This window comes from Listeria cornellensis FSL F6-0969 (assembly GCF_000525855.1).
Lineage (GTDB): Bacteria > Bacillota > Bacilli > Lactobacillales > Listeriaceae > Listeria_A > Listeria_A cornellensis.
This window is the reverse complement of the sequence record NZ_AODE01000042.1, coordinates 38,355-59,093: the sequence shown is the minus strand read 5'-3', so window position 1 is coordinate 59,093 and position 20,739 is coordinate 38,355. Positions and strand designations below refer to the sequence as shown.

The 20,739-nt window shown below is 41.8% G+C and carries 20 protein-coding genes and 2 pseudogenes; 1 reads left to right on the top strand and 21 read right to left on the bottom strand.

Features of this window, described 5'->3' with window-relative positions:
* Positions 1-61 precede the first annotated feature (61 nt).
* The 4 genes from PCORN_RS18760 to PCORN_RS15320 form a co-directional block, all read right to left on the bottom strand.
* Positions 62-781, bottom strand: a complete 720-nt coding sequence (locus tag PCORN_RS18760) for a glycosyltransferase (RefSeq protein ID WP_149024386.1) — start codon at positions 779-781, stop codon at positions 62-64.
* The gene (locus PCORN_RS18755) at positions 732-1,664 is read right to left on the bottom strand and encodes a hypothetical protein (RefSeq protein ID WP_051999537.1); all 933 of its coding nucleotides are present in this window, start codon (positions 1,662-1,664) and stop codon (positions 732-734) included. The genes PCORN_RS18760 and PCORN_RS18755 overlap by 50 nt, the downstream gene beginning before the upstream one ends.
* Positions 1,665-1,770: 106 nt before the next feature.
* The gene (locus tag PCORN_RS15325) at positions 1,771-2,190 is read right to left on the bottom strand and encodes a permease prefix domain 1-containing protein (RefSeq protein ID WP_036082176.1); all 420 of its coding nucleotides are present in this window, start codon (positions 2,188-2,190) and stop codon (positions 1,771-1,773) included.
* Positions 2,190-2,519: a PadR family transcriptional regulator gene (locus tag PCORN_RS15320; RefSeq protein WP_036082190.1), complete on the bottom strand. Its 330-nt coding sequence runs from the start codon at positions 2,517-2,519 to the stop codon at positions 2,190-2,192. Before PCORN_RS15320 ends, PCORN_RS15325 begins: the two co-directional genes overlap by 1 nt.
* Before the next feature lie 134 nt (positions 2,520-2,653).
* Here PCORN_RS15320 and PCORN_RS15315 point away from each other — a divergent pair, with 134 nt between their 5' ends.
* Positions 2,654-3,040, top strand: coding sequence for an ACT domain-containing protein (locus PCORN_RS15315; protein WP_036082174.1), 387 nt, complete (start codon positions 2,654-2,656; stop codon positions 3,038-3,040).
* 205 nt (positions 3,041-3,245) lie between these two features.
* On the opposite strand, the gene PCORN_RS15310 is transcribed toward PCORN_RS15315, so the two are convergent.
* The 17 genes and pseudogenes from PCORN_RS15310 to ispE all read right to left on the bottom strand — a co-directional run bounded on the left by PCORN_RS15310 (position 3,246) and on the right by ispE (position 20,495).
* Positions 3,246-4,811 (bottom strand): S1C family serine protease, encoded by a 1,566-nt coding sequence (locus PCORN_RS15310; protein ID WP_036082172.1) that lies wholly within the window; start codon positions 4,809-4,811, stop codon positions 3,246-3,248.
* Positions 4,812-4,917: 106 nt separating this feature from the next.
* Positions 4,918-5,751, bottom strand: coding sequence for an MBL fold metallo-hydrolase (locus PCORN_RS15305; RefSeq protein ID WP_051999536.1), 834 nt, complete (start codon positions 5,749-5,751; stop codon positions 4,918-4,920).
* A 115-nt stretch (positions 5,752-5,866) separates the two neighbouring features.
* Positions 5,867-6,709, bottom strand: a complete 843-nt coding sequence (locus PCORN_RS15300; protein WP_036082170.1) for a two-component system regulatory protein YycI — start codon at positions 6,707-6,709, stop codon at positions 5,867-5,869.
* The gene (yycH, locus tag PCORN_RS20965) at positions 6,709-7,287 is read right to left on the bottom strand and encodes a two-component system activity regulator YycH (RefSeq protein WP_159102618.1); all 579 of its coding nucleotides are present in this window, start codon (positions 7,285-7,287) and stop codon (positions 6,709-6,711) included. Before yycH (PCORN_RS20965) ends, PCORN_RS15300 begins: the two co-directional genes overlap by 1 nt.
* On the bottom strand, positions 7,271-8,008 hold the full coding sequence (yycH, locus tag PCORN_RS20960; protein WP_051999534.1) for a two-component system activity regulator YycH: 738 nt from the start codon (positions 8,006-8,008) through the stop codon (positions 7,271-7,273). The genes yycH (PCORN_RS20965) and yycH (PCORN_RS20960) overlap by 17 nt, the downstream gene beginning before the upstream one ends.
* A complete protein-coding gene (gene walK, locus PCORN_RS15290; RefSeq protein ID WP_036082166.1) occupies positions 8,005-9,834 on the bottom strand; it encodes a cell wall metabolism sensor histidine kinase WalK in 1,830 nt (609 codons plus the stop codon). The genes yycH (PCORN_RS20960) and walK overlap by 4 nt, the downstream gene beginning before the upstream one ends.
* Positions 9,835-9,839: 5 nt before the next feature.
* Complete coding sequence (gene yycF / locus PCORN_RS15285; RefSeq protein ID WP_036082165.1) at positions 9,840-10,553, bottom strand: response regulator YycF; 714 nt, start codon at positions 10,551-10,553, stop codon at positions 9,840-9,842.
* A 308-nt stretch (positions 10,554-10,861) separates the two neighbouring features.
* Positions 10,862-11,818, bottom strand: coding sequence for a ribose-phosphate diphosphokinase (locus tag PCORN_RS15280; RefSeq protein WP_036082163.1), 957 nt, complete (start codon positions 11,816-11,818; stop codon positions 10,862-10,864).
* An 87-nt stretch (positions 11,819-11,905) separates the two neighbouring features.
* Positions 11,906-13,279, bottom strand: coding sequence for a bifunctional UDP-N-acetylglucosamine diphosphorylase/glucosamine-1-phosphate N-acetyltransferase GlmU (gene glmU / locus PCORN_RS15275; protein ID WP_036082161.1), 1,374 nt, complete (start codon positions 13,277-13,279; stop codon positions 11,906-11,908).
* Positions 13,280-13,499: 220 nt separating this feature from the next.
* Positions 13,500-13,814: a septation regulator SpoVG gene (gene spoVG, locus PCORN_RS15270; protein ID WP_036061445.1), complete on the bottom strand. Its 315-nt coding sequence runs from the start codon at positions 13,812-13,814 to the stop codon at positions 13,500-13,502.
* Positions 13,815-13,954: 140 nt separating this feature from the next.
* Complete coding sequence (spoVG, locus tag PCORN_RS15265) at positions 13,955-14,266, bottom strand: septation regulator SpoVG (protein WP_036082159.1); 312 nt, start codon at positions 14,264-14,266, stop codon at positions 13,955-13,957.
* Positions 14,267-15,051: 785 nt separating this feature from the next.
* Positions 15,052-16,245 carry an ABC transporter permease gene (locus PCORN_RS15260; RefSeq protein WP_036082157.1) on the bottom strand — a complete coding sequence of 398 codons (1,194 nt, stop codon included), beginning with the start codon at positions 16,243-16,245 and terminating at the stop codon, positions 15,052-15,054.
* A complete protein-coding gene (locus PCORN_RS15255; protein WP_149024385.1) occupies positions 16,242-16,931 on the bottom strand; it encodes an ABC transporter ATP-binding protein in 690 nt (229 codons plus the stop codon). The genes PCORN_RS15260 and PCORN_RS15255 overlap by 4 nt, the downstream gene beginning before the upstream one ends.
* 28 nt (positions 16,932-16,959) lie before the next feature.
* A pseudogene (locus PCORN_RS15250) lies at positions 16,960-17,641 on the bottom strand (efflux RND transporter periplasmic adaptor subunit).
* Between the two features lie 254 nt (positions 17,642-17,895).
* Positions 17,896-18,723, bottom strand: a complete 828-nt coding sequence (gene purR / locus PCORN_RS15245; protein ID WP_036082155.1) for a pur operon repressor — start codon at positions 18,721-18,723, stop codon at positions 17,896-17,898.
* A gap of 151 nt (positions 18,724-18,874) precedes the next feature.
* Positions 18,875-19,616, bottom strand: a pseudogene (gene chbG / locus PCORN_RS15240) (chitin disaccharide deacetylase).
* An 18-nt stretch (positions 19,617-19,634) separates the two neighbouring features.
* On the bottom strand, positions 19,635-20,495 hold the full coding sequence (gene ispE, locus PCORN_RS15235) for a 4-(cytidine 5'-diphospho)-2-C-methyl-D-erythritol kinase (RefSeq protein WP_036082184.1): 861 nt from the start codon (positions 20,493-20,495) through the stop codon (positions 19,635-19,637).
* Between the last annotated feature and the right edge of the window lie 244 nt (positions 20,496-20,739).

Below are 20,739 nucleotides of genomic sequence, written 5' to 3'. Positions count from 1 at the left end.
TTTCAGGATTAAACTAAAAATACCAATCAAGGTGACTCACTACAACCGTCAAGACTTTACCTCATGTAATAAGATGATAAAACATCGCCATGGCGCACTTATTGTAAGCTACGTAATCAAACCTTTTATTCGGCACCCTGTCCTCTATAACGCGCACCATCTCAAGCACCAAGTTCTCTTTTGTATTCGAAACCAACAAACCATACCCATCCTCCAAAATGCTCCGCGATCCAGGGATATCTGTCGCTATCATTGCCTTTTCTAAAATCAGCGCTTCTAGCAAAACCATCGGCTGCCCCTCATGATTGGACGGTAGAATAAACACATCGCACCGTTTCATTAAAGGAAATGGATTGCCAACTTGTCCAAGCAACATCACATGTTTCCGAAGCCCCAACTCCCGAATAACTTCCGCGAGCTCTTCCTTCAGCTCCCCATTACCAATCAGCAACAATTTCGCCTCTTCCCGCTTAGCAACAACCTCCGCAAAAGCCTCAACCAGCATTTTTTGGTTCTTCTCCGGAGAAAGCCGCCCCATCGTCACAAAATAAAAACTGTCCGCATCAAACTCAAAATCTGGCGGTTCATTCGCCGCAGCAAGCACTGCCTCATAGTCCAGCGAATTATGCACAAAAACCATTTTTTCTGAGCTATTCTCTATTAAATGCCGCAACTTCTCCTCATTCAGATTCCGCGTATGCTCTGCCACCGAAACGATTTTATCAAAGTAGTTATACAGTAAGAAAATCACATTCAAATCCGCACGATGTTTGTAATCCACACCCAATTTTTTTACTATATTCCTGCATCATCTCATTATGCTGGTAAATCAACTTCTGCTGCGCTCCACAAGTCGCCATCAACAACGTCCAATACTTAAAATAACCATCAAAATCAATCGCGATATCGACTTCCGTTTGCCCTAAAATACGCGCCAATTCTCGCTGATATAATCGCTCTACACCCTCCTCTAAAAAATGTTGCGGGCCAAATTCAACAAATAATTCATGCGCCTTTGTAAAAAGCCGTTCCTCCGCTATCTTTTCCTCTGGCAATGCCAACATATCCCCAACAACCGTCACCCGCAAAACTCGCGGATCTAATTTTTCAAAATTCCGTTTACAATCTTCTTGTAGCCCCTCGCTATCTATCACAATTACCCGATATCGATTATAGTCTAAATTATGCAATAAATTAATAGCCGACGTTGTAATCCCATTATTCTTAAATCCACCACAATACATCAAAATCGTTTTTTTTAGACCAATCTCATGTTTTAGCGTTAATAAACCACGCTTCCAGTCCGCTGTTGAGACAACCGTTCCATGCAAAACCTCCTGCAAATTTTGAGGCAAAGCATCGTCCGAAACAACGTAATCCGCATGCAATAAACTCCGCACGAGCATAGGCTCCAATGGCTCGCCGCGATAAAAATGAATATACGTTTGGCCAGACTTTTTCAAAAAATAACGCGGCATAGCGGTATCCGAAACAACGTATTCCACACTCGCTAACCCTTTATCACTAAGAGGTTCCATCGACATTTCCTTGAAAAGCGGATGCGCCATCACATCCTCCATAAAACGCTCCTGCTCCGACACAATGACCACTCTATTTTCCCGAATCGCCTCTTGCAAATACAACTCTAAATAGCCATTTCCCATCCATAATCCCCTCCTCACAATACTTCCAATATTCCCTGTTCTTTATTTTTCCAAACGAAAAAAGGCAACCAGTCACAAAACTAGCTACCTCTATCTTCTTCACTACTTACCTATCCTCAGCCTTCCGTCGATACCAAAAATAAAACATCGCGAGCGGCCACCAAAGTACCGCAAAAATAGGAAATATACACCACAAAACATCCGGCGAATACATTACGTTCACAACGATAAATAAAATAATCAGCAGCACCGCGCCCCAAATCGAAAACCCTAAATTCACCTTCGCCAGCGCGCGTCTTTTCTTCGTGTTCGGCTTAGCCACTTCGAGTTCCGCGATAATCTCATCGATATCACCAAACTCAATAATCGCCTTATTCACCGCGTCCTCTTCCGATTTTCCTTCCTCCATCAAGTCCGCCACTTTTTCCGCTAAATTGTACGTAATCTCTTCCTTAATTTGCGCCGCCTGATCGCTTTCCGGTACATTCTCAAATAGCTTCTCCACAAATTCCGATATCCTATTCACTAATCAATCTCCTCCAAAAAAAGGTTCATAATACCCTTAATCTCTCGCCATTCCCGCGCCATTTCACTCAAATAAGCCCGGCCGAGACTTGTAATCATATAATATTTTCGCTTCCCACCATGCGAGCGTTCCCCGAAATACGACTCAATCAACTGCTTCTTCTCCAACCGCTGAAACACCGCATACAGCGTAGCCTCTTTAATTTGAAAGCGATCACCGGTCCGTTCACTAATTTGCTTCGAGATTTCATAACCATAAGAATCCCCATCCGCCAAAATTCGCAAAATAATCGAGTCCACATGCCCTCTTAAAATATCACTACGAATCAAAATCACCCCTCAAATTACTCTACCAGATAGAATTATAATCTCCCTTAACTTTACCACCCGAACCCCCGTCTGTCAAAACTTTTTGCAACCCAATAAAAATCATGATACGCTTATCAAAAAGGAGATGTTTCCCAATGAAACTAAAACTAGACAAAACCAACTACACCATCGCCAAATTCCAGCCAGCCTTCCCAGTACCCACATGGTTCCAAACCGAGGCCTCCCAATTCAAAAGCATCACGTACACCGATGAAGAATGCTCCATCATCATCCCAACCGAGCACTTTGACGCGACAGAAGCTCAATCCATAGAATCCGACTGGTTCCTCCTAAAAATCGAAGGAATCCTCGACTTCTCCCTAACCGGCATCCTACACAAAATAGCGACTCCACTCGCCGAAAAAGAAATCAGCATCTTCGCCGTCTCCACCTACAACACCGACTACATCCTAATGAAGCAATCCAATCTAGAACTCGCAATCACAACTCTAAAATACGCTGGTCACCAAATCACCCAATAGCAAAAAAACACGATTCCCTGGTTTTAGAGAATCGTGTTTTCCTATGAAATCTCGCATTCAACGCTAAATCAGCAAGAACCGAGAAATGCTTAGCTGCTAGGCAAAGGCGAGTACCGGAGCGGAATGTACGACCTGTACAAGAGAGCACCGGAACGGAGCCTTTAACGACGCAGATGAGCGTTTCTCGGTCCTTGCGCCTCTTGGGTTACTGGTTGGTGGAGGCAGCGGCAGTAAGTGTCACTGTCGTTGTTTCCTTCTTACCATCGCGATAATACTTCACTTCCATTTTATCGCCAACTTTGACATCGTTCGAATATAAAATTTGGCGTAATGTCATCGAATTCGTTACTTTCTTACCGTTCATTTCAACGATAACATCATATTCTTTCAAACCAGCTTTATCAGCAGCTGAACCGGAAACGACTTGTTGTACCATCGCACCATAATCCACGCCATCTGGTAATTTCAATACTTGCTGTTGTTGCACTTCTGGAATCGTGTCAACGTCACGCAATGTCACTCCAAGCGATGGACGCTCCACTTCCCCATTTTTCTCTAACTGCTCAATAATTGGCTCAACAGTATTGATTGGAATTGCAAAACCGATACCTTCCACATTTTCCGTCGAAATCTTCATTGAGTTAATACCGATAACTTGGCCTTCAATATTGACGAGCGCTCCGCCACTGTTACCAGGATTAATCGCTGCATCCGTTTGAATAACTTCCGCTTCCCAATCAGATGTGCCATCGCCGTTCGTATCAACAGGCACCGTACGATTCAGCCCAGAAATAATACCTTCTGTTACCGTTCCAGCAAATTCTGTTCCAAGCGGGCTACCAATCGCAATCGCAGTTTCGCCGACTTTTAGCGAATCCGAATTACCAAACTCAGCAATCTTCGTCACATTTTTATCACTAATCTCAAGAACCGCCAAGTCGTTCCATTTGTCCGTTCCGACAAGTTTAGCTTCTGATTTCTTACCATTTGAAAACTTAACTTCAAGTTTATTAGCGCCTTCTACCACGTGATTATTCGTCACGATATATGCTTTGCCATTCGATTTCTTATACACAACACCAGATCCAGAAGAAGCTTCCTCTTCCGCTGTAGCATCTGTACTAATCGATGTTCCGGCTTGGTAATTCAAAACACTCACAACAGAATCCTGTACTTTTTCAAGCGCTTTGGTCGTGCTTGTCGTGTTTTCAACCGTTACTTTCTTCGTGTCACCACTGCCAGTAGATGTCGTGTTTGAAGTCGTGTTGTTATCGTCATGAAGCGCACCCCACGAGAAACCAAGTACGATCAAAGCACCAATCAAGACACCCAGAAGCCCAGTTAAAAAGACCGCTAGCATTGTTTTCTTCTTACCTTCTTTTTTCGGCGGCTCGCTACCATTTCCGCCTTCGCCAGTTCGCGTTGGAGGTACCGGTGGAACAACATTATTCCCACCACCACTATTCGTCGGTGTTGGTGTCACTTCTGCATCACTAGCCGAAGCATCAAAGAAAGCATGTGTCGAACTTGCCTCTGCTTCCTCTTTCGTCGCTGTAGCAAAAGGCTCACCTTCTGGCGTTACACCTTCTGCTGAATGTACAGCTTCGACAGGGATATCACGCGCAACTTGCGGCTCAAGTGACGTATGTACCGCCGCATCCCCAGTTGGTTCAGGTTTTTCGTAAGATTGTGACTCCGGTAACTTCTCAGGAGAAGCCCCACTTGCTAGTTCATCGTTATGTGTTTCCAAGTCTTTGTTTTTCTCATCCATGCATAATTCATCCCTTTCCAAATTGTAGACGTATCCATATAGCTATTCTATACCCTAATTATGAAAAAACTATGAAATTTTATTAAATTTTTTGCAACAACTCACATTAAATCGTAAAAATCGGTGTCGGAATCTCAGGATCTGTATCAAAAAGATCAACTTGCTCACCAATAATGATTCCCTCACCAGCCAATGTTTGTGAAACGGCCATTCTCGCCAAATCCTTCATATTATTATCTTTGCTCAAATGTCCAAGATAAATCCGTTTTGTCGCGTCACCAATCACTTCACTCATCGCAATGCCAGCATCCTCATTCGAAACGTGACCCTCATCGCCCAAAATACGACGCTTCACATTCCAAGGATAACGCCCCATTCGCAACATCTCCACATCATGATTGCTCTCAAAAAGATATGCATCCGCATTCGCAATGTGTCCCTTCATGCGGTCACTGACATAGCCCGTATCCGTAATCATGACGAACTTTTTCTTGCCACTGTGAAAAATGTAAAACATCGGTTCCGCCGCATCATGCGAAACCCCGAACGATTCCACTTGCAAACTGCCGAATGATTTCACCGTTTCCATATCAAACTGAAACTTTTGCGCCAAATTAATTTCGCCAATCGAGGTTTCCATCGCAGCCCACGTCTTTGCATTCGCATAAACAGGTACCTCATAACGCCGCGCCAGCACACCAAGCCCTTTAATATGATCCACATGCTCGTGCGTCACCAAAATTGCGTCCACATCCGTCACGCTCCGCCCAACTTCGCTGAACAAATGCTCGATTTTCTTACCACTCAAGCCACAATCCACCAAAATCGTCTGATCCGCCGTCTCAATCAACGTCGCATTTCCTGAGCTACCACTTGCCAATATACTAAAACGGAGCTGATCCGTCGCCTGATTCGCTGTCTTGACTTCCTTTGCAAACATCTCTTTCTAGCCCCCTTAAAAATTCCATAATCTTATTGTACAACGAAAAAAAACACAATTGCACGAAAAAAGGAGAAACCTCATATTTTCCAAAGCTCTCCCAATTTTCATTCTACTATCGCGCTTTCCGAGTAACGTCACTTTCCGCATTCGGAACTTCCTGCTTCGTCTGCGCATCGTTCGTATTAATCACAGACCCCTCCAAGCCATTCACAAGGAAAAATGTCGTCTGCTTATCATGCTTCACCTCAAAAGCCCACACAGGCAAGTACACATCCGAACTCGGCAAACTCACCAAATTATAATAACCAAGCGTCGTATTCACAATCTTACTATTCTGCTTCAAATCGCCATGCTGATGGAGTACCTCCAATGCATCCGTTCCCGAAATCACATCGTCCTTTTCATCGAACATCTGCGTATCACCAAGCATCGTTTGCTGATACGAAATAACCTCATTATCCTTGTTCAAATTAAACACAATCTGTCCATTCGTATTAAACAACACAGGCCGCCCATCAATTTTCTGATTAAAGGTCATCTCGCGCCTCTCGGAATCATAACTCCAGTACGTATACCGATCCCCTTCAAAAACATCACTCTTCAAAAATGGCATCAAATCCGCGCCATACTTATCCGGATCAATCTTTACAGGCTTGTTCAGCAAAGAATAAATACGCTGATTCGCATTCAAAACCGAAATCTTCTGCCCCTTCGAATCATTGATATCCTTCTGCGTAAAAGCGAGCGGCTCCGTTGATAAATAAGAACCTTTCTCCGGATTAGACGGAATTTTACCATACGTAATATTTTCCGATTTCAGCTTTTCTTCCAGCGTCTGACTCACGAGCGGTGTTGGCGAAGAAGACATTCTAGAATCAATAAACAACACCAATAAGAAAATATCCAAAATCAAGAAGGCGATAATAAAAATCGTTTCTGTTTTTTTCCAATCCATTACGATTCGCCTCCCACTACAGGCGTCCACGTACCGTTATATTTATAAAACCAAGCAGGCTTCAGTTCCACAACACGATTATAACTGTTATTATTTTGTTCGTAGCCCATCACATACCCAGGAACAATCATCTGAATATCATCTGGATCCACCGTCTTAATTAGGTTTTCATAAACGCTCACCGAACTCGGCAACGTCACTTCTTTTGACTCCGTCGTAATTTGTGCACCTAGTTTGAAGAACGGGCGCTGGTATTTATACACACCTTCTGTCCCCTCCGTCACCAGAATCTGAGACATACCATCATCGTTAAATACAGGCAACCCCTGCACGAACAGCGAAAACGCGGTTGCCGAGCTATCCGCTGCATAACCAGAATAATAATAATTCCCCGTCCAGCCCCAATGATCATTCACAAAATTAAAACTCGACTGAATCTGTTCCGACTTCATCGCACTGCTAAGCTGCGATGTATCACGACGTTCTTGCGCCGGATCCACATACGTGAGCACCTTTTCTTCCGGATTCACCGTCATCGAACTCGAACCATTTGTAAACGAGTTATCCTGCCCCTTCACCTTGCTCCCATCGCCAAACAACGCATTTTTTAAACAATCCAATATCAATCGTTTCAATCACATATTGCTGCTGTTGCAACTTCACCGGCTCATCACTAAGGAACAAATATTGCTTATTCTTATACAACTCATTCACAGAAGCCATTACCGTTTTCTGCTCTGTCAAAACCTGCTTCAACATATCAACCTGCTCCTGCTGAATCGAGCCCTGATAAATCTGCTCATTCGAGTCATTTCCAAAATATACAGAGAACAAACCATTCTCCGACTTAGTCAAATTAAACGTAATCCGATTAAACGAATTCAAGTCAAAATTATCGCCCTTCAATCTAAAAACCTGACTATAAATCGAAAGCGGTACAGCATTCGGGAAAACTAGTTCCATCGAATTCTTCTGATGCATCATCCCTTGGTAACTCGCCGTCATTTTATCCGTCCGTACCAATTCAGAAAAATCGAACGTCGTACCAGCCTTCACAAGCGCGTTAATCATCGTTACATTTTGGGTCATGTAATGGTTGTTGTCATTCTGATGATAATACACCATCGTCGGCCTAAAAACCTGTTCTGGCTGGCGTAACTTCGCAATCTGTTCCTTTTTCACCGTTTCATTATCGATCACTTCATAATCTGGTTGCACTTTCCAGAGGCTGTAGCTTAGGAAAATACTGATAACTACAAGCACAGTGAGGATTATTCCTCTTATTTTTGTACCCTTCATTCCCAATCATCCTCCGGTAAGTCATTGTATGGCAACGTAAACGAGATGGTTGTACCTTTCCCGCGATTACGCTCTGCCCAGATTTCGCCGCCGTGCGCTGTAATAACATCACGCGCAATCGCAAGCCCCAGACCAGTTCCGCCCATTTCCCGCGACCTCGCCTTGTCCACACGGAAGAAACGATCAAACACTTTCGTCAAATCCTCCTCTGGAATCCCCATACCTTCATCACTGATGCTAACCTCAATCTCTTCGCCCCGCTTCCACAAGTAGAACGTAATCCGGCCACCATCTGGTGAATATTTATTCGCATTCGAGATAATATTATCCATCACCTGCATAATTTTATCCTCATCAATTTCAATAATAACCGGCTCACGCGTGAACTGACGCTTAAACGTAATACCATCCTTTTTCATCATTTCAAAACGGTCAATAATATGATTAAAAAAGTCATTAAAATTCACAAAATTCTTATCCAAATTCGTGCGTCCACTGTCCATTCTTGATAATTTCAGCAGATCATTCACCAATCGAATCATTCGCTCCGTCTCGCTCTGCGTCACCTCAAGAAAACGTGGGGCAATCTCTTCATCACGCCATGCACCATCACTTAGCGCCTCTAAATAACTGCGCATACTCGTAAGCGGCGTCCGAAGCTCATGCGACACATTTGATACAAAATCGCGACGTTCCTGATCCACTTTTTCCTGGTCCGTAATATCATGCAAAACGGCAATAATCCCGTTCACAAACCCAGTTTCCCGCTGAATCACCGACAAGTTTGCCCGTAAAATATACGGCTCCTCAAACGTACTGCGATCCATCGTAAGCGGCTCTTCCAACTCCATCAAATCATCAAAGGAATAGTCCTCTGACACGCCAAGCACGTCAATAATTGGCTTCCCATTCGCACTCTCATGCGCCATTTTCAGCATTTTCTCAGCTGGCGTATTAATCAAAATGACCTTCCCGCGGCGATCCGTTGCAATCACACCATCCGTCATGTAAGAAAGTACCGACGACAACTTTCGCCGTTCCCCTTCCGTCATGGCCTGCGCTTCCTGCACCCGTTTCGTGAGCGCATTAAACGATTCCGCCAATTGTCCGATTTCATCCATGCCATACACTTTTACTTTTCGCGTATAGTTCCCTCGAGCCATCGCAAAAGCCTGCCGTTTCATATCCGTAATCGGCTTCGTAATCGTTCGCGATAGTAAAATACCAAGAATCGCCGTAATAATCATCGCAAGTAGCGTCCCTGTGATAAAAATACTCGTAATACTATCCACCTGCTCATAAACCGACTCAATATCCGTAGCCAAATAGATGGCGCCAATAACCTCTCCTTTTGAAGTAATCGGGGTAACATCCACCCAAATTTGCCGTTTTGGATTTTTCCCCATGAAGATTTTATTTTCGCCATTCCCACTATTTATCGTGTTTTTAATCATCTTATTCGTCGAGACCTGGCCAACAATACCCTGATTGTCCACATCTGATGTCCCAATGATTTTCATCTTATTATCTACGACTAGCACATTCTCAAAATCATTACTACCACGAACGAAATCGAGCAACATGCTTTGGATGTCACTCTCGAGTTTCGTCTGGTCATCGTTCGTATATTTCAACATTTCTTCACGAACATTATACTCCAATAAATTCACACTATTAGTAATCGCTGTTTTAAAGTTCTTCTCCAATTGATCCTGCAATTCTCGCACAAAATAAGCCCCAATTACTTGCATTGCTACTAAAATAAGCAATAAATAAATCATGACAAATCTAAATTGGACCGACTGAAAAAACTTCATTCTCCGCATAATTTTTACTCCTGTTCAGGGTTACGTAAATAGTAGCCTACTCCCCGTCGTGTTACAAGCCATGCTGGATGACTTGGATTATCTTCAATTTTCTCACGTAAACGGCGTACCGTCACATCGACCGTCCGTACATCACCAAAATAGTCATAACCCCAAACCGTTTGCAATAAATGCTCCCGAGTCATAACTTGTCCCATATGCTTCGCCAAATAATGTAGCAATTCGAACTCGCGGTGAGTCAGTTCAATCGTCTCGCCACGCTTAGAAGCAACATACGCATCCGGATGAATAATAAGCGAACCAATTTCCAATTCACTGTTTTCTTCCTCTTCTGCAGCGGCACTTCCAGCTGTACTATGACGACGCAAATTCGCTTTCACACGTGCGATTAACTCACGATTACTAAACGGTTTCGTCACGTAATCGTCCGCGCCCAGCTCAAGACCTAACACCTTATCAATCTCGGAGTCTTTTGCTGTCACCATAATAATTGGCATGTCATATTTTTTACGAACCTCGCGACATACTTCAATACCGTCGCGACCAGGCAACATGATATCAAGTAAAATCAAATCAGGCTGAATTTCCTCCACTAAATCAATGGCTTCATCACCATCATACGCGCAATATACGTCAAATCCTTCTTTATTTAAATTAAATTTCACAATATCAGCTATCGGCTTTTCATCATCTACAACTAGAATTTTCTTTTCGGCCATCTTTAACCAGTCCTCCCATTTCTAAAATCGCTCCATTGGCGATACCTTATATTTTTTGAGAAATAACCCTTATGTTGCAACTGAAAAATGTCTTTCTTTATGAGATAATTGAATGCTTTATTTCCCATGTAACAATCCGCGCCTGACCTTGTTTCTAGCCATGGCGAAATTTATCAAATGATAGACTATTACATTCCTCATTATAACATAATATCTTCAAGATAGGAAAAGTTGGGAGGCGCTTTATACTTTCCTAAACAAAAACGCAGACATCCTAGGAAGGAGGCCTGCGCTATGTATTTTCTGTTTTAATCAAATAATGGGCTTACTGACTCGTTCTTGTGTACGCGAACGATTGCTTCGCCAAGTAACGGTCCTACAGATAATTGTTCGATTTTATCAATCCATTTATCCTCTGGTAAAACGAGTGAATTAGTCACGATCAATTTCTCAATCGCTGAATTATTAATACGTTCGATCGCTGGGCCAGACAAGACTGGGTGCGAACAACAAGCGTATACTTTCGTTGCACCACTCTCGATTAAAGCATTGGCTGCAAGCGTGATCGTACCTGCTGTATCAATAATATCATCAATTAAAATAGCCACTTTACCATCTACATTACCAACGATATTCATGACTTCCGCCACATTTGGACGTGGACGACGTTTGTCAATGATTGCAATTGGTGCTTTCAAGCGATCAGCCATCTTACGAGCTCTTGTTACGCCACCATGATCTGGAGAAACAACAACTAAATCTTCGTCGATATGATGCGAACTGAAATAGTTTGATAGCAAACGAACCGCGTTCAAGTGATCAATTGGGATATCAAAGAAACCTTGAATTTGTGGTGCATGAAGATCTAGTGTAATCATACGTGTAGCTCCTGCTTTTTCAATGAGGTTGGCTACAAGTTTTGCCGTGATCGGCTCACGACTACGCGCTTTACGGTCTTGACGAGCATAACCGTAATATGGCATCACAATGTTAATTGTTTTTGCTGAAGCTCTCTTAAGTGCATCAATCATGATCAAAAGTTCCATCAGATTTTGGTTAACTGGAAAACCAGTGGACTGCACAACATAGACGTGACAACCACGGATACTCTCTTCAATATTAATCTGAATTTCGCCATCACTAAAATGGGTCACGCTGGACTTCCCTAAATTAATTCCTGCTACTTCCGCGATTTCCGCCGCCAGTGCTGGGTTGGAATTTAAAGAGAAAATTTTTAACTTTGGATCAAAATAATCGTTAGACATAATCAGCCTCCACATAGATTTTATATAATTTTTGAATGGTTAGGGTTGCATTATCAGCGAACCGATGTACAACCCCATTACAAATGACTACTTACCAAAATTCAGTTTCTTAGCGTATCCTTCTTTATTTTCTTGTTTCACGCGGGAAATTGCAAGGGCGTCTTCTGGTACATCTTTTGTAACCGTTGTGCCTGCTGCTACAAAGGCGCGATTGCCAATGTTCACCGGTGCTACTAAGTTGGAGTTGCAACCAATAAAGACGTCATCGCCGATAATTGTTTTGGCTTTATTTTTGCCATCATAATTCACCGCGATAGAACCACAACCGATGTTGACATTCTCGCCGATTTCTGCGTCACCCATATAGATAAAATGCGGGATTTTCGTATTTTTACCGATCGTCGCTTTCTTCGTTTCCACAAAGTTACCGATTTTCACGCCTTCACTGATTTCTGATTCAGGACGCAAATGCGAGTAAGGTCCTACTTGGACATCATCGCCGACTTTGCTGTCATAGATAGAGGAATGTTTCACTTGGACGCGCTCACCTAGAATTGCATTATCAAGCACACTCGCCCCTGTAATTTCGCAATCAGCCCCGATAACCGTTTTACCGTGAATCGAAACATTTGGTCCAACAATCGTATCTTGACCGATTTCAACATCGACATCGATATACGTGTTCGTCGGATCAATCAGCGTTACACCATTACGCATGTGCTTCTCATTGATTCGGTGACGCATAATCTCTTGCGCCTCTGCTAAAGCTACGCGATCGTTCACGCCAAGCGATTCTTTCGCATTTTCCATGCGATAGGCCGCAACAACCTCATCTTCATCTTTTAAAATTTTGATAACGTCTGGCAAATAATACTCACCTTGCGCATTTTCATTGGATACTTTTGCTAACGCTTCAAATAACGCTTGGTTGTCAAAACAATAGGTTCCCGTGTTGATTTCATTCACACGCTGCTCTTTTTCAGATGCATCTTTTTGCTCAACAATTTTCTCTACGATTCCTAGGTCGTCACGGATAATCCGTCCATATCCCATTGGATTATCTAAAACAGTTGTTAAAATTGTTGCTTTGGCACGTTTTTCTTGATGGTACTTCAATAAGTCTTCCATCGTATGACCCTGAATAAGCGGCGTATCGCCACACACAACAAGCGTTACACCTTCTTTGTCACCTAGTACGCTCTTCGCCTGTAACACCGCGTGAGCAGTCCCTAGTTGCTCTTCTTGCAAAGCAAACACACTTCTATCTTTCAAATGGGTCTGCACTTGTTCCGCGCCGTGTCCAACAATCGTCACGACTTCATCAGGATCAAGCTGACTGATTTGGTCTACTACATGTTCTACCATCGGCTTTCCACATACAGGATGCAAAACCTTATAAAGCTTCGACTTCATTCTTGTACCTTGCCCAGCCGCTAAAACAACCGCATATCTTTTCATCATTGACAAGACCCTCCAATTATCCACTATTCTTCATAATGATAATACCGTAAAAACCGCTTTTTTTCAAGGTGTAAATAGAACCTAATCTTATGCTTACTATGAATAAATCCTCGGCAAGCGCTCGCATTGTTGGAATTATTTCGAAATAACATGCATTTCAAGCAATCTCGTCAAAAAAAACAACCAGCGCTAGGCTGGTTGTTTGGATTTATATTATTATTTATTCAGCAGTTACTTCTTCTTCAACCGCTACGTCTTCTGATACGGCACTTGATTCTTCTTCGCCTACACGAACATATTCAGCAAGTACAACCTCTTGGATTTTCCCACGAGTATCAGAATTGATTGGATGGGCGATATCACGGAACTCACCGTCAACGCCACGTTTACTCGGCATTGCCACGAATAAACCGTTGTTGCCGTCAATAACACGAATATCATGAACAACAAATTCCTCATCTAAAGTTATGGAAGCGATAGCTCTCATTCTTCCATCAGTTTCTACACGACGTAATCTCACATCAGTTACTTGCATTATTAGTCACTCCTTATCCCATTTTGTCTTCTCATAGTTTCTTCGGGTTATTTCATCTTGTTACATTGGGACAAACTTGGATTCCCTTTAGATACGCTTTTTACAACAAGCATTTACCCATTTCCTATAAAAAGTAGTGTTTAGTCTTCATTTCCTTCTTCCGCTTCTGGTGCTGCTTCTTCTACTTCACTGACAACTTCATCAGCTTCTGCATAAGCAACTAAGACAGCGTCCTGAATTTTAGCACGAGTATCTGAATTAATTGGGTGAGCGATGTCACGAAACTCTCCATCTGGAGTACGTTTACTCGGCATTGCTACAAACAATCCATCATTACCATCAATCACGCGAATATCATGTACTACGAATTCACCGTCAATAGTAATTGAAGAAATAGCTTTCATTCTTCCATCAGTCTCAACTCGACGTAATCTCACATCTGTAATTTCCATTTTCTTCACCACCTTAGCTCTTGTTGACATGCTACTTGTTGATCCAACACACACGCAACATCATAAAGATAACACTAGAGAATTGTTCCCTCGACATTTCTCCCATACAAAAAGCAATCCTTCAATCACTCCTTGTTCCCAAAAAGGAAAGCCCAGAATTTTTCTCTAACAACATCATAATAAAAAAAAGCTAAATTTGACAACTTTGTGACTTCGCGTATAAAAATGCTGTTTATAGCGCATTTTTTATTGACAAAAATGAATTGTTTTTTATAAATATATAATTGTATACCATAAAATGTTACGCTTTAAAAAATACGTATACACATGTACTGGTACAACGTTTGTCTTCATTATTCGGCATGCATTATTACTTTTATTTTAGAACGTTTCGTGGCAAAAAAAATAAAAATACCCTATTTTTTAGTATACAAAAAATGGTGTATTACTCGTTTATTCGATCCATTTTTGCACATCTTTTTTTTAATTTTTTTTTACAAATCTATCTGAATTATGACAACTAGTAATGCCGTTTATTTTTCTTCTTTAAATACTGATATGTAAGCTTTCTTAATAATAAATAGATGTTATAACATGTTGTAAAAATCGCTTTTTACAATCCTTTTCATCACAATTATGACAAACAGATTAAAAATATATGACAGCCCTATTTGTGACGTAAATTTGATTATTTACATCAAACAAAGAACTTTTAGACATGTAGATAAGCAACTGAATAATAAAAAAAGAGGATTATTATACATAAATCCTCTTTTTTATAGTCATTATTCTGATCGTAACGCGTCAATTGGGCGTAATTTCGATGCTTTATTTGCTGGTGTAATACCAAAAACAACACCGATAAGCATGGAGAATAGGAAAGAACCAATGATTGTTGACGCAGTAATTCCTGATGGTATGCCTGCAATCGAGCCAAATGCAAGGGCTCCGGATACACCGATAGCAATCCCTACCAAACCACCAACAACACTAATAACGATAGATTCGATTAAGAACTGCGTAAGGATATCTCGTTTTTTTGCACCTAGTGCTTTACGGATACCAATTTCTCTTGTACGTTCAGATACAGAAACTAGCATGATATTCATAATTCCGATACCGCCGACAACAAGGGAAATACCCGCGATTGCTCCAAGTGCTGTTGTAAGTGTCGAACTAATCGTATCAAATGCGTTTAAGATTTCTTGCTGATTAATGACTTGATACGGTGCCGATTCACCACTTGCTGAATCCGCCGCATTATAATCAAAATGAATAGATAAGCGCGACTCTAACGTATTAACAACGCGATCGACATCCTCTGCTGTATCTGTTTCTACATAAAAGGTCCGGACATTGGTATCTTTTAACATCCTTTGTGCTGCAGTCAAAGGTACGAATACTTGATCATCACTTGACCCCATCATTGACGCGCCTTTTTCTTTTAAAACACCGACCACTTTATACGGCATGCCATTCACTCGGATATATTCTCCTATTGGATCTGAAAAACCGAATAAATCACTAGCTACATTTGGTCCGATTACTGCAATTTTTTGTCCATATTCGACATCGATTGGCAGTAAAAAGCGTCCTTTATCTAGCTTCAATCCACGAGCATCTTTATATTGCTCATTTGTGCCGATAAGCTTCAAGTCTTTGGATTTATAATCAAAGGTTGCCTTGACTTGTCCCGAGAGCTCTGGGGAAACACTTTTGACGCCATCGATATTTTTATATTTCAGGACATCATCGTACGTAAATTTATCGTTAGGATTCGTCGATGTATTCATCACTGTCACCAAGTTTGAGCCTAGGTCTCCCATTTGGCTGTTGACTTGGTCCGTCACACCTTTACCAAGCGATACTAACAAAATAACCGAGGATACCCCGATAATAATTCCTAGCATCGTCAGAAAGGAACGCATCTTACTTGTTTTTAACTGCTTCCAGGCCATTTTCATACTTTGGCGGATCATTTTGCTACCCCCTCATTGAAAAGTTGACCGTCTTGAATTCGAATTGTTCTCGTTCCGTAATTCGCAATATCAAGATCATGTGTAATCATTACGATTGTGTTGCCAGCCTGATTCAATTCTTGCAAGATGCCCATAACTTCTTTCCCCGTTTTGGAATCAAGCGCTCCTGTTGGCTCATCAGCTAGCAAAATTTGCGGGTTAGCCGCAAGCGCACGTGCAATCGCGACACGCTGTTGCTGCCCACCAGACAATTGTGTTGGTAAATTACGTTTCTTATCTGTCAGCCCTACTTTGCGAAGACAATCTAGCGCGATTTCTTCTCGTTTCGTGACACCCATACCTCCATAGATCAACGGTAATTCGACGTTCTCAAGCGCCGACAATTTCGTCAATAAATTAAACTGTTGAAAAATAAATCCGATTTTTTTATTACGAATAGCGGACAGTTTGTTATCGTTTAGCGTTGCCACATCGACACCATCTAAATGATATTCACCAGAGTCTGGCACATCTAAGCAACCAATCATGTTCATCAAGGTTGACTTACCAGAGCCAGAAGGTCCGACAATCGCTAAAAATTCGCCTTGTTCAACGGCAAGCGTTACATTGTCCAATGCTTTAAATGTCTCGCCGCCAAGTGTATATGTTTTCGTTAAATTTCTCATATCAATAAGTGGACTAGTCACGCGATCACCTCCTTGTTTGGTCTAGTTTTTAAAATCCTGGTTGTTGGGATGAGTTCGATTTCGTTGGCAAAATGACTTCATCGCCTTTTTCTAGACCTTTCGTGATCTCCATATTATCTTCGTTGTGAAGCCCAGTCGTTACATATTGTTTTACTTCTTTTGTCGTCTCATTTTTCCCTTTTTTAGGAACGAGTACGTAATATTTGCCGTCATCATTCTTCTGAACAGCTTCAATTGGAACGTATAGTGCGTCTGCTTTTTCATTTACTAGAATAGAAGCATCTGCTGTCATACCTGATTTCAAATCCGTTGTATCATCAATCGAAATCGTTACTAAGAAAGAAGATACGCCGTTCATCACAGTTCCTTGTTCTGCGATTTCCTTCACTTTACCTGTATATGTTTTGTCAGGGACTGCCGTAACGGAGATCTTAGCTTCTTGATTTTTTTTTCACGTTCGGTACATCTAGTTCGTCCATTTGTACTTGTAACTCTAATTCTTTATAATCAGGCGCTTGTTGATTTTGCGGAACAATGGCCCCCGTTGCTGTTGCATTGATCTTCATGTCCCCTTGTTTCACTTTCGACGTCACAAGGTCCTTCGTCGCTGTTGTATCTGATCCTGATTTAGATCCTAAAAATAATACTGCTCCCACTACGATTGCCGCGATAATCACGATTGCAATCAACCATTTAACCCATTTCTTCATGTGTGTTGCTCCTTCCAAATTAAGTAATTGTTTGTCAGCTCCCAGTATGTAGGCAAGCGATGCTATAAAAAGTTCATAAACATAAATATTCTCCTAACGAAATGTTCATGTTCCTTCTACAAGTTCTTATTGTAGCATAGATAAAATCAAAACCAGTCATGCGGAGGTCGTATTTATCTGTTCATATTCCATTCATATAAAAAACTAGAATTCCAAAAACAGCATAACTCGCTGCTCCAGATTCTAGTCGTCATTTATTGATTAGGGTAGTTAAAATAATTACCTTCTACCACTTCGATTTGCTTTTCTTTGACATCTACATTCTTAATTTTCACCAAGGAAACATAATCGTCTACTAGTCGCTCTTCCGCATATTCTGACTCTACCAAAACACCGATACCGACTAATTTGGCATTGAACTCTTCTAGCAAGTTCTTCATCCCGTTAATCGTTCCGCCCGCTTTCATGAAATCATCCACAATAACAACGTTCGATCCTTCCGGAAGACTGCGTTTCGAAAGTTCCATTTTCTCGATACGCTTACTCGAGCCTGAAACGTAGTTAATGCTTACCGTCGAACCTTCTGTGACCTTACTATCACGACGCACAATGACAAATGGGACATTGAGATGTTCCGCCACGGCTTGCGCAATCGGAATCCCTTTTGTTGCCACCGTCATAATCGCGTCTATTTTTTGCTTATTAAATTTCGTCGCTAAAATTTTGCCAATCTGGCTTAACGTCACTGGTTCACCAAGTAAATCTGATAAATATAAGTAACCACCTGGAAGCAGACGGTTAGGTTCAGCGATGCGATTACAGAGCGTTTGAACGAAATCTAAGACATCCGCATTATCCGCAATCGAAATGTATTTCACACCACCAGCAGCCCCTGGGACAGTCTCAAGTGTACCTATACCTCTATCTTCAAATGTTTTCTTTATAATAACTAAATCTTCACTAATAGATGATTTCGCAGAACTATAACGCCCAGCAAATAAAGTCAGTGGTACAAGTTTTCGTGGATGGCTCAGTAAAAACTGTGTCATATCAATCAAACGTTCACTACGCCGAATTTTCATATTGCTTCTTCTCCTCTTTTTAAAAATAGCTTTTTCCAAACATTAGAATCTATTTCGCCCTTTTTGTACGTGTTTAACATTATTATAAAGGCTTTCTAGAGGAAAAGATAGTCATAGCCTGACACGTAACTTACCGAACCCCCGATTCCTCTTATTTCATGACTTCTTTAAAGCTAACTACTTCCGCTCCAACAGATTTCAACGCTTCCTGCACCTCATCTGATGTTAGGAAAGTCAGCTCTTTGATTCGGTAATCGGAATAAGAAGTCAAGCTGAGCATCGTTTCATCAATAAACGCTGGATGGCACATGAATTCTAACGTCTCCGTATCATGCTCGTGCGCCTTCACGACTTGTTTGACAACGTCCGCCGTAATCCCGTCTGCATAAAATTGATCAGAAAAACGATCCGTTGTCGGAATGCCCGTATAATCCGCCTCGTGCACAGAACGACGCAAGCCAACATTGTAATTTTTTCGCTAATTTTTGCATGACAGGTAAGACGATTGGCTCGATTAAATGATGCGTATCAAAATGGGATATGGTAATACCAGCTGCGAGAATTTTTTCGATTTGCGCTGTGAATTCACGCTCTACTTCATCAAAATCAATCTTATCCGCAGAGCTTCTCAGCATGTCTTGCGCCAAGAATTTCCCCGACTCAGCAGTCAGACTAGGTACATCTTTCAAAAGCGGGCTACCAAACGTCAGCGTCAAATGTACCCCAATATCAAGTCCTGGATTTTCCTTCGCAACCTCAGCACCCAAATCAAACGCAGGCGAATTCGCAAGCATCGTGGTCGATTTTACAACACCATGTTTATACGCTTCCAAAATTCCGTAAACAACGCCTTTTGACAAACCAAAATCATCCGCATTAAAAATAACTTTCATCACTTCACGACTCCTTTATCATTTTTCTTCTTGCCAAGGTCTAACTAAATATACTTCCTCACAAAAGCCACGCAAGCCGTTATAAACGCGTTTTGCTCGAGAGTACTGTTTTACAAGAGCGAACACTGTCGGCCCACTACCGCTCATTAACGCCGTATCTGCACCAAATTCTAGCATCTTCTCTTTGATTCGCTTCACTTCTGGATGTTTGGCAAGCGTCACCGTCTCCAGCACGTTCCCAATATTATCACAAATCCCTTCAAAACTACCGTCTCGAACCGCCTGCACCATACCAGCTGTGTTCGGATGATCCACTTCGCCGACACGCAAGTCCCGGTAAACGCCCGGCGTTGAAACACTAATCGAAGGTTTCGCTAACACAATCCAGCAATTCGGCATCATCGGAAGCGGCTCAATAATTTCACCGCGCCCAGTCGCAAGTGCCGTCCCACCATACAAACAAAACGGAATATCTGATCCCAGTTCAGCACCTAAGTCCGCAAGTTCCTCAAGCGTCAACTTCAAATCCCAAAGTTGGTTCAAGCCTTTTAATGCAGCCGCGGCGTCACTACTACCACCCGCAAGCCCAGCCGCAACTGGAATACTCTTATCAAGTGTTATCGCAACACCTTGCTTCACTGAAAACCGTTCCTTCAAAAGCGCAGCCGCCTGATACACCAGATTCCGCCTATCATCCGGAATAAAATGCGCCTTCACATCTAATTTGATGACATCCTTCTCCAACAAAACTAACTGCAGACGATCCGCCAAGTCAATCGTGGTCATCACCATTTCAAGCTCATGATAATTATCTTTTCTCTTATATAGCGCATCCAATGACAAATTAATTTTCGCAGGTGCTTTCACATTTATTTTCATCATTTCTACAGCCTTTCTTAGGGAACATCCATCGTTCAACCCAAAGTAATAAGTTAGTAATTTCGCCTGACTTCAAGTTTGGTCACAGCTCCTCAAATCTTCTTTGTTTATTCTACCATAGCAAAGCCCAAATATGTACTCCAAACTCAAAAAGACTTCTGAGCATACTGTAAAAACATGAAGACTAAACCCATTTCGAAGTTTACTCAAGATGTGATTAAAAAGCATTGATCTTCATTTTATT

Bases quoted from the DNA above. Each gene is read 5' to 3' on its own strand.
- spoVG (WP_036082159.1), bottom strand. From the start codon at position 14,266: ATGGAAATTACAGATGTGAGATTACGTCGAGTTGAGACTGATGGAAGA.
- glmU (WP_036082161.1), bottom strand. From the start codon at position 13,279: ATGATGAAAAGATATGCGGTTGTTTTAGCGGCTGGGCAAGGTACAAGA.
- ispE (WP_036082184.1), bottom strand. From the start codon at position 20,495: ATGAAAATAAATGTGAAAGCACCTGCGAAAATTAATTTGTCATTGGAT.
- walK (WP_036082166.1), bottom strand. From the start codon at position 9,834: ATGCGGAGAATGAAGTTTTTTCAGTCGGTCCAATTTAGATTTGTCATG.
- spoVG (WP_036061445.1), bottom strand. From the start codon at position 13,814: ATGCAAGTAACTGATGTGAGATTACGTCGTGTAGAAACTGATGGAAGA.
- PCORN_RS15305 (WP_051999536.1), bottom strand. From the start codon at position 5,751: ATGTTTGCAAAGGAAGTCAAGACAGCGAATCAGGCGACGGATCAGCTC.
- yycF (WP_036082165.1), bottom strand. From the start codon at position 10,553: ATGGCCGAAAAGAAAATTCTAGTTGTAGATGATGAAAAGCCGATAGCT.
- PCORN_RS15260 (WP_036082157.1), bottom strand. From the start codon at position 16,245: ATGATCCGCCAAAGTATGAAAATGGCCTGGAAGCAGTTAAAAACAAGT.
- PCORN_RS18755 (WP_051999537.1), bottom strand. From the start codon at position 1,664: ATGGGAAATGGCTATTTAGAGTTGTATTTGCAAGAGGCGATTCGGGAA.
- purR (WP_036082155.1), bottom strand. From the start codon at position 18,723: ATGAAAATTCGGCGTAGTGAACGTTTGATTGATATGACACAGTTTTTA.
- PCORN_RS15300 (WP_036082170.1), bottom strand. From the start codon at position 6,709: ATGGATTGGAAAAAAACAGAAACGATTTTTATTATCGCCTTCTTGATT.
- yycH (WP_051999534.1), bottom strand. From the start codon at position 8,008: ATGAAGGGTACAAAAATAAGAGGAATAATCCTCACTGTGCTTGTAGTT.
- PCORN_RS15280 (WP_036082163.1), bottom strand. From the start codon at position 11,818: ATGTCTAACGATTATTTTGATCCAAAGTTAAAAATTTTCTCTTTAAAT.
- PCORN_RS15315 (WP_036082174.1), top strand. From the start codon at position 2,654: ATGAAACTAAAACTAGACAAAACCAACTACACCATCGCCAAATTCCAG.
- PCORN_RS15310 (WP_036082172.1), bottom strand. From the start codon at position 4,811: ATGGATGAGAAAAACAAAGACTTGGAAACACATAACGATGAACTAGCA.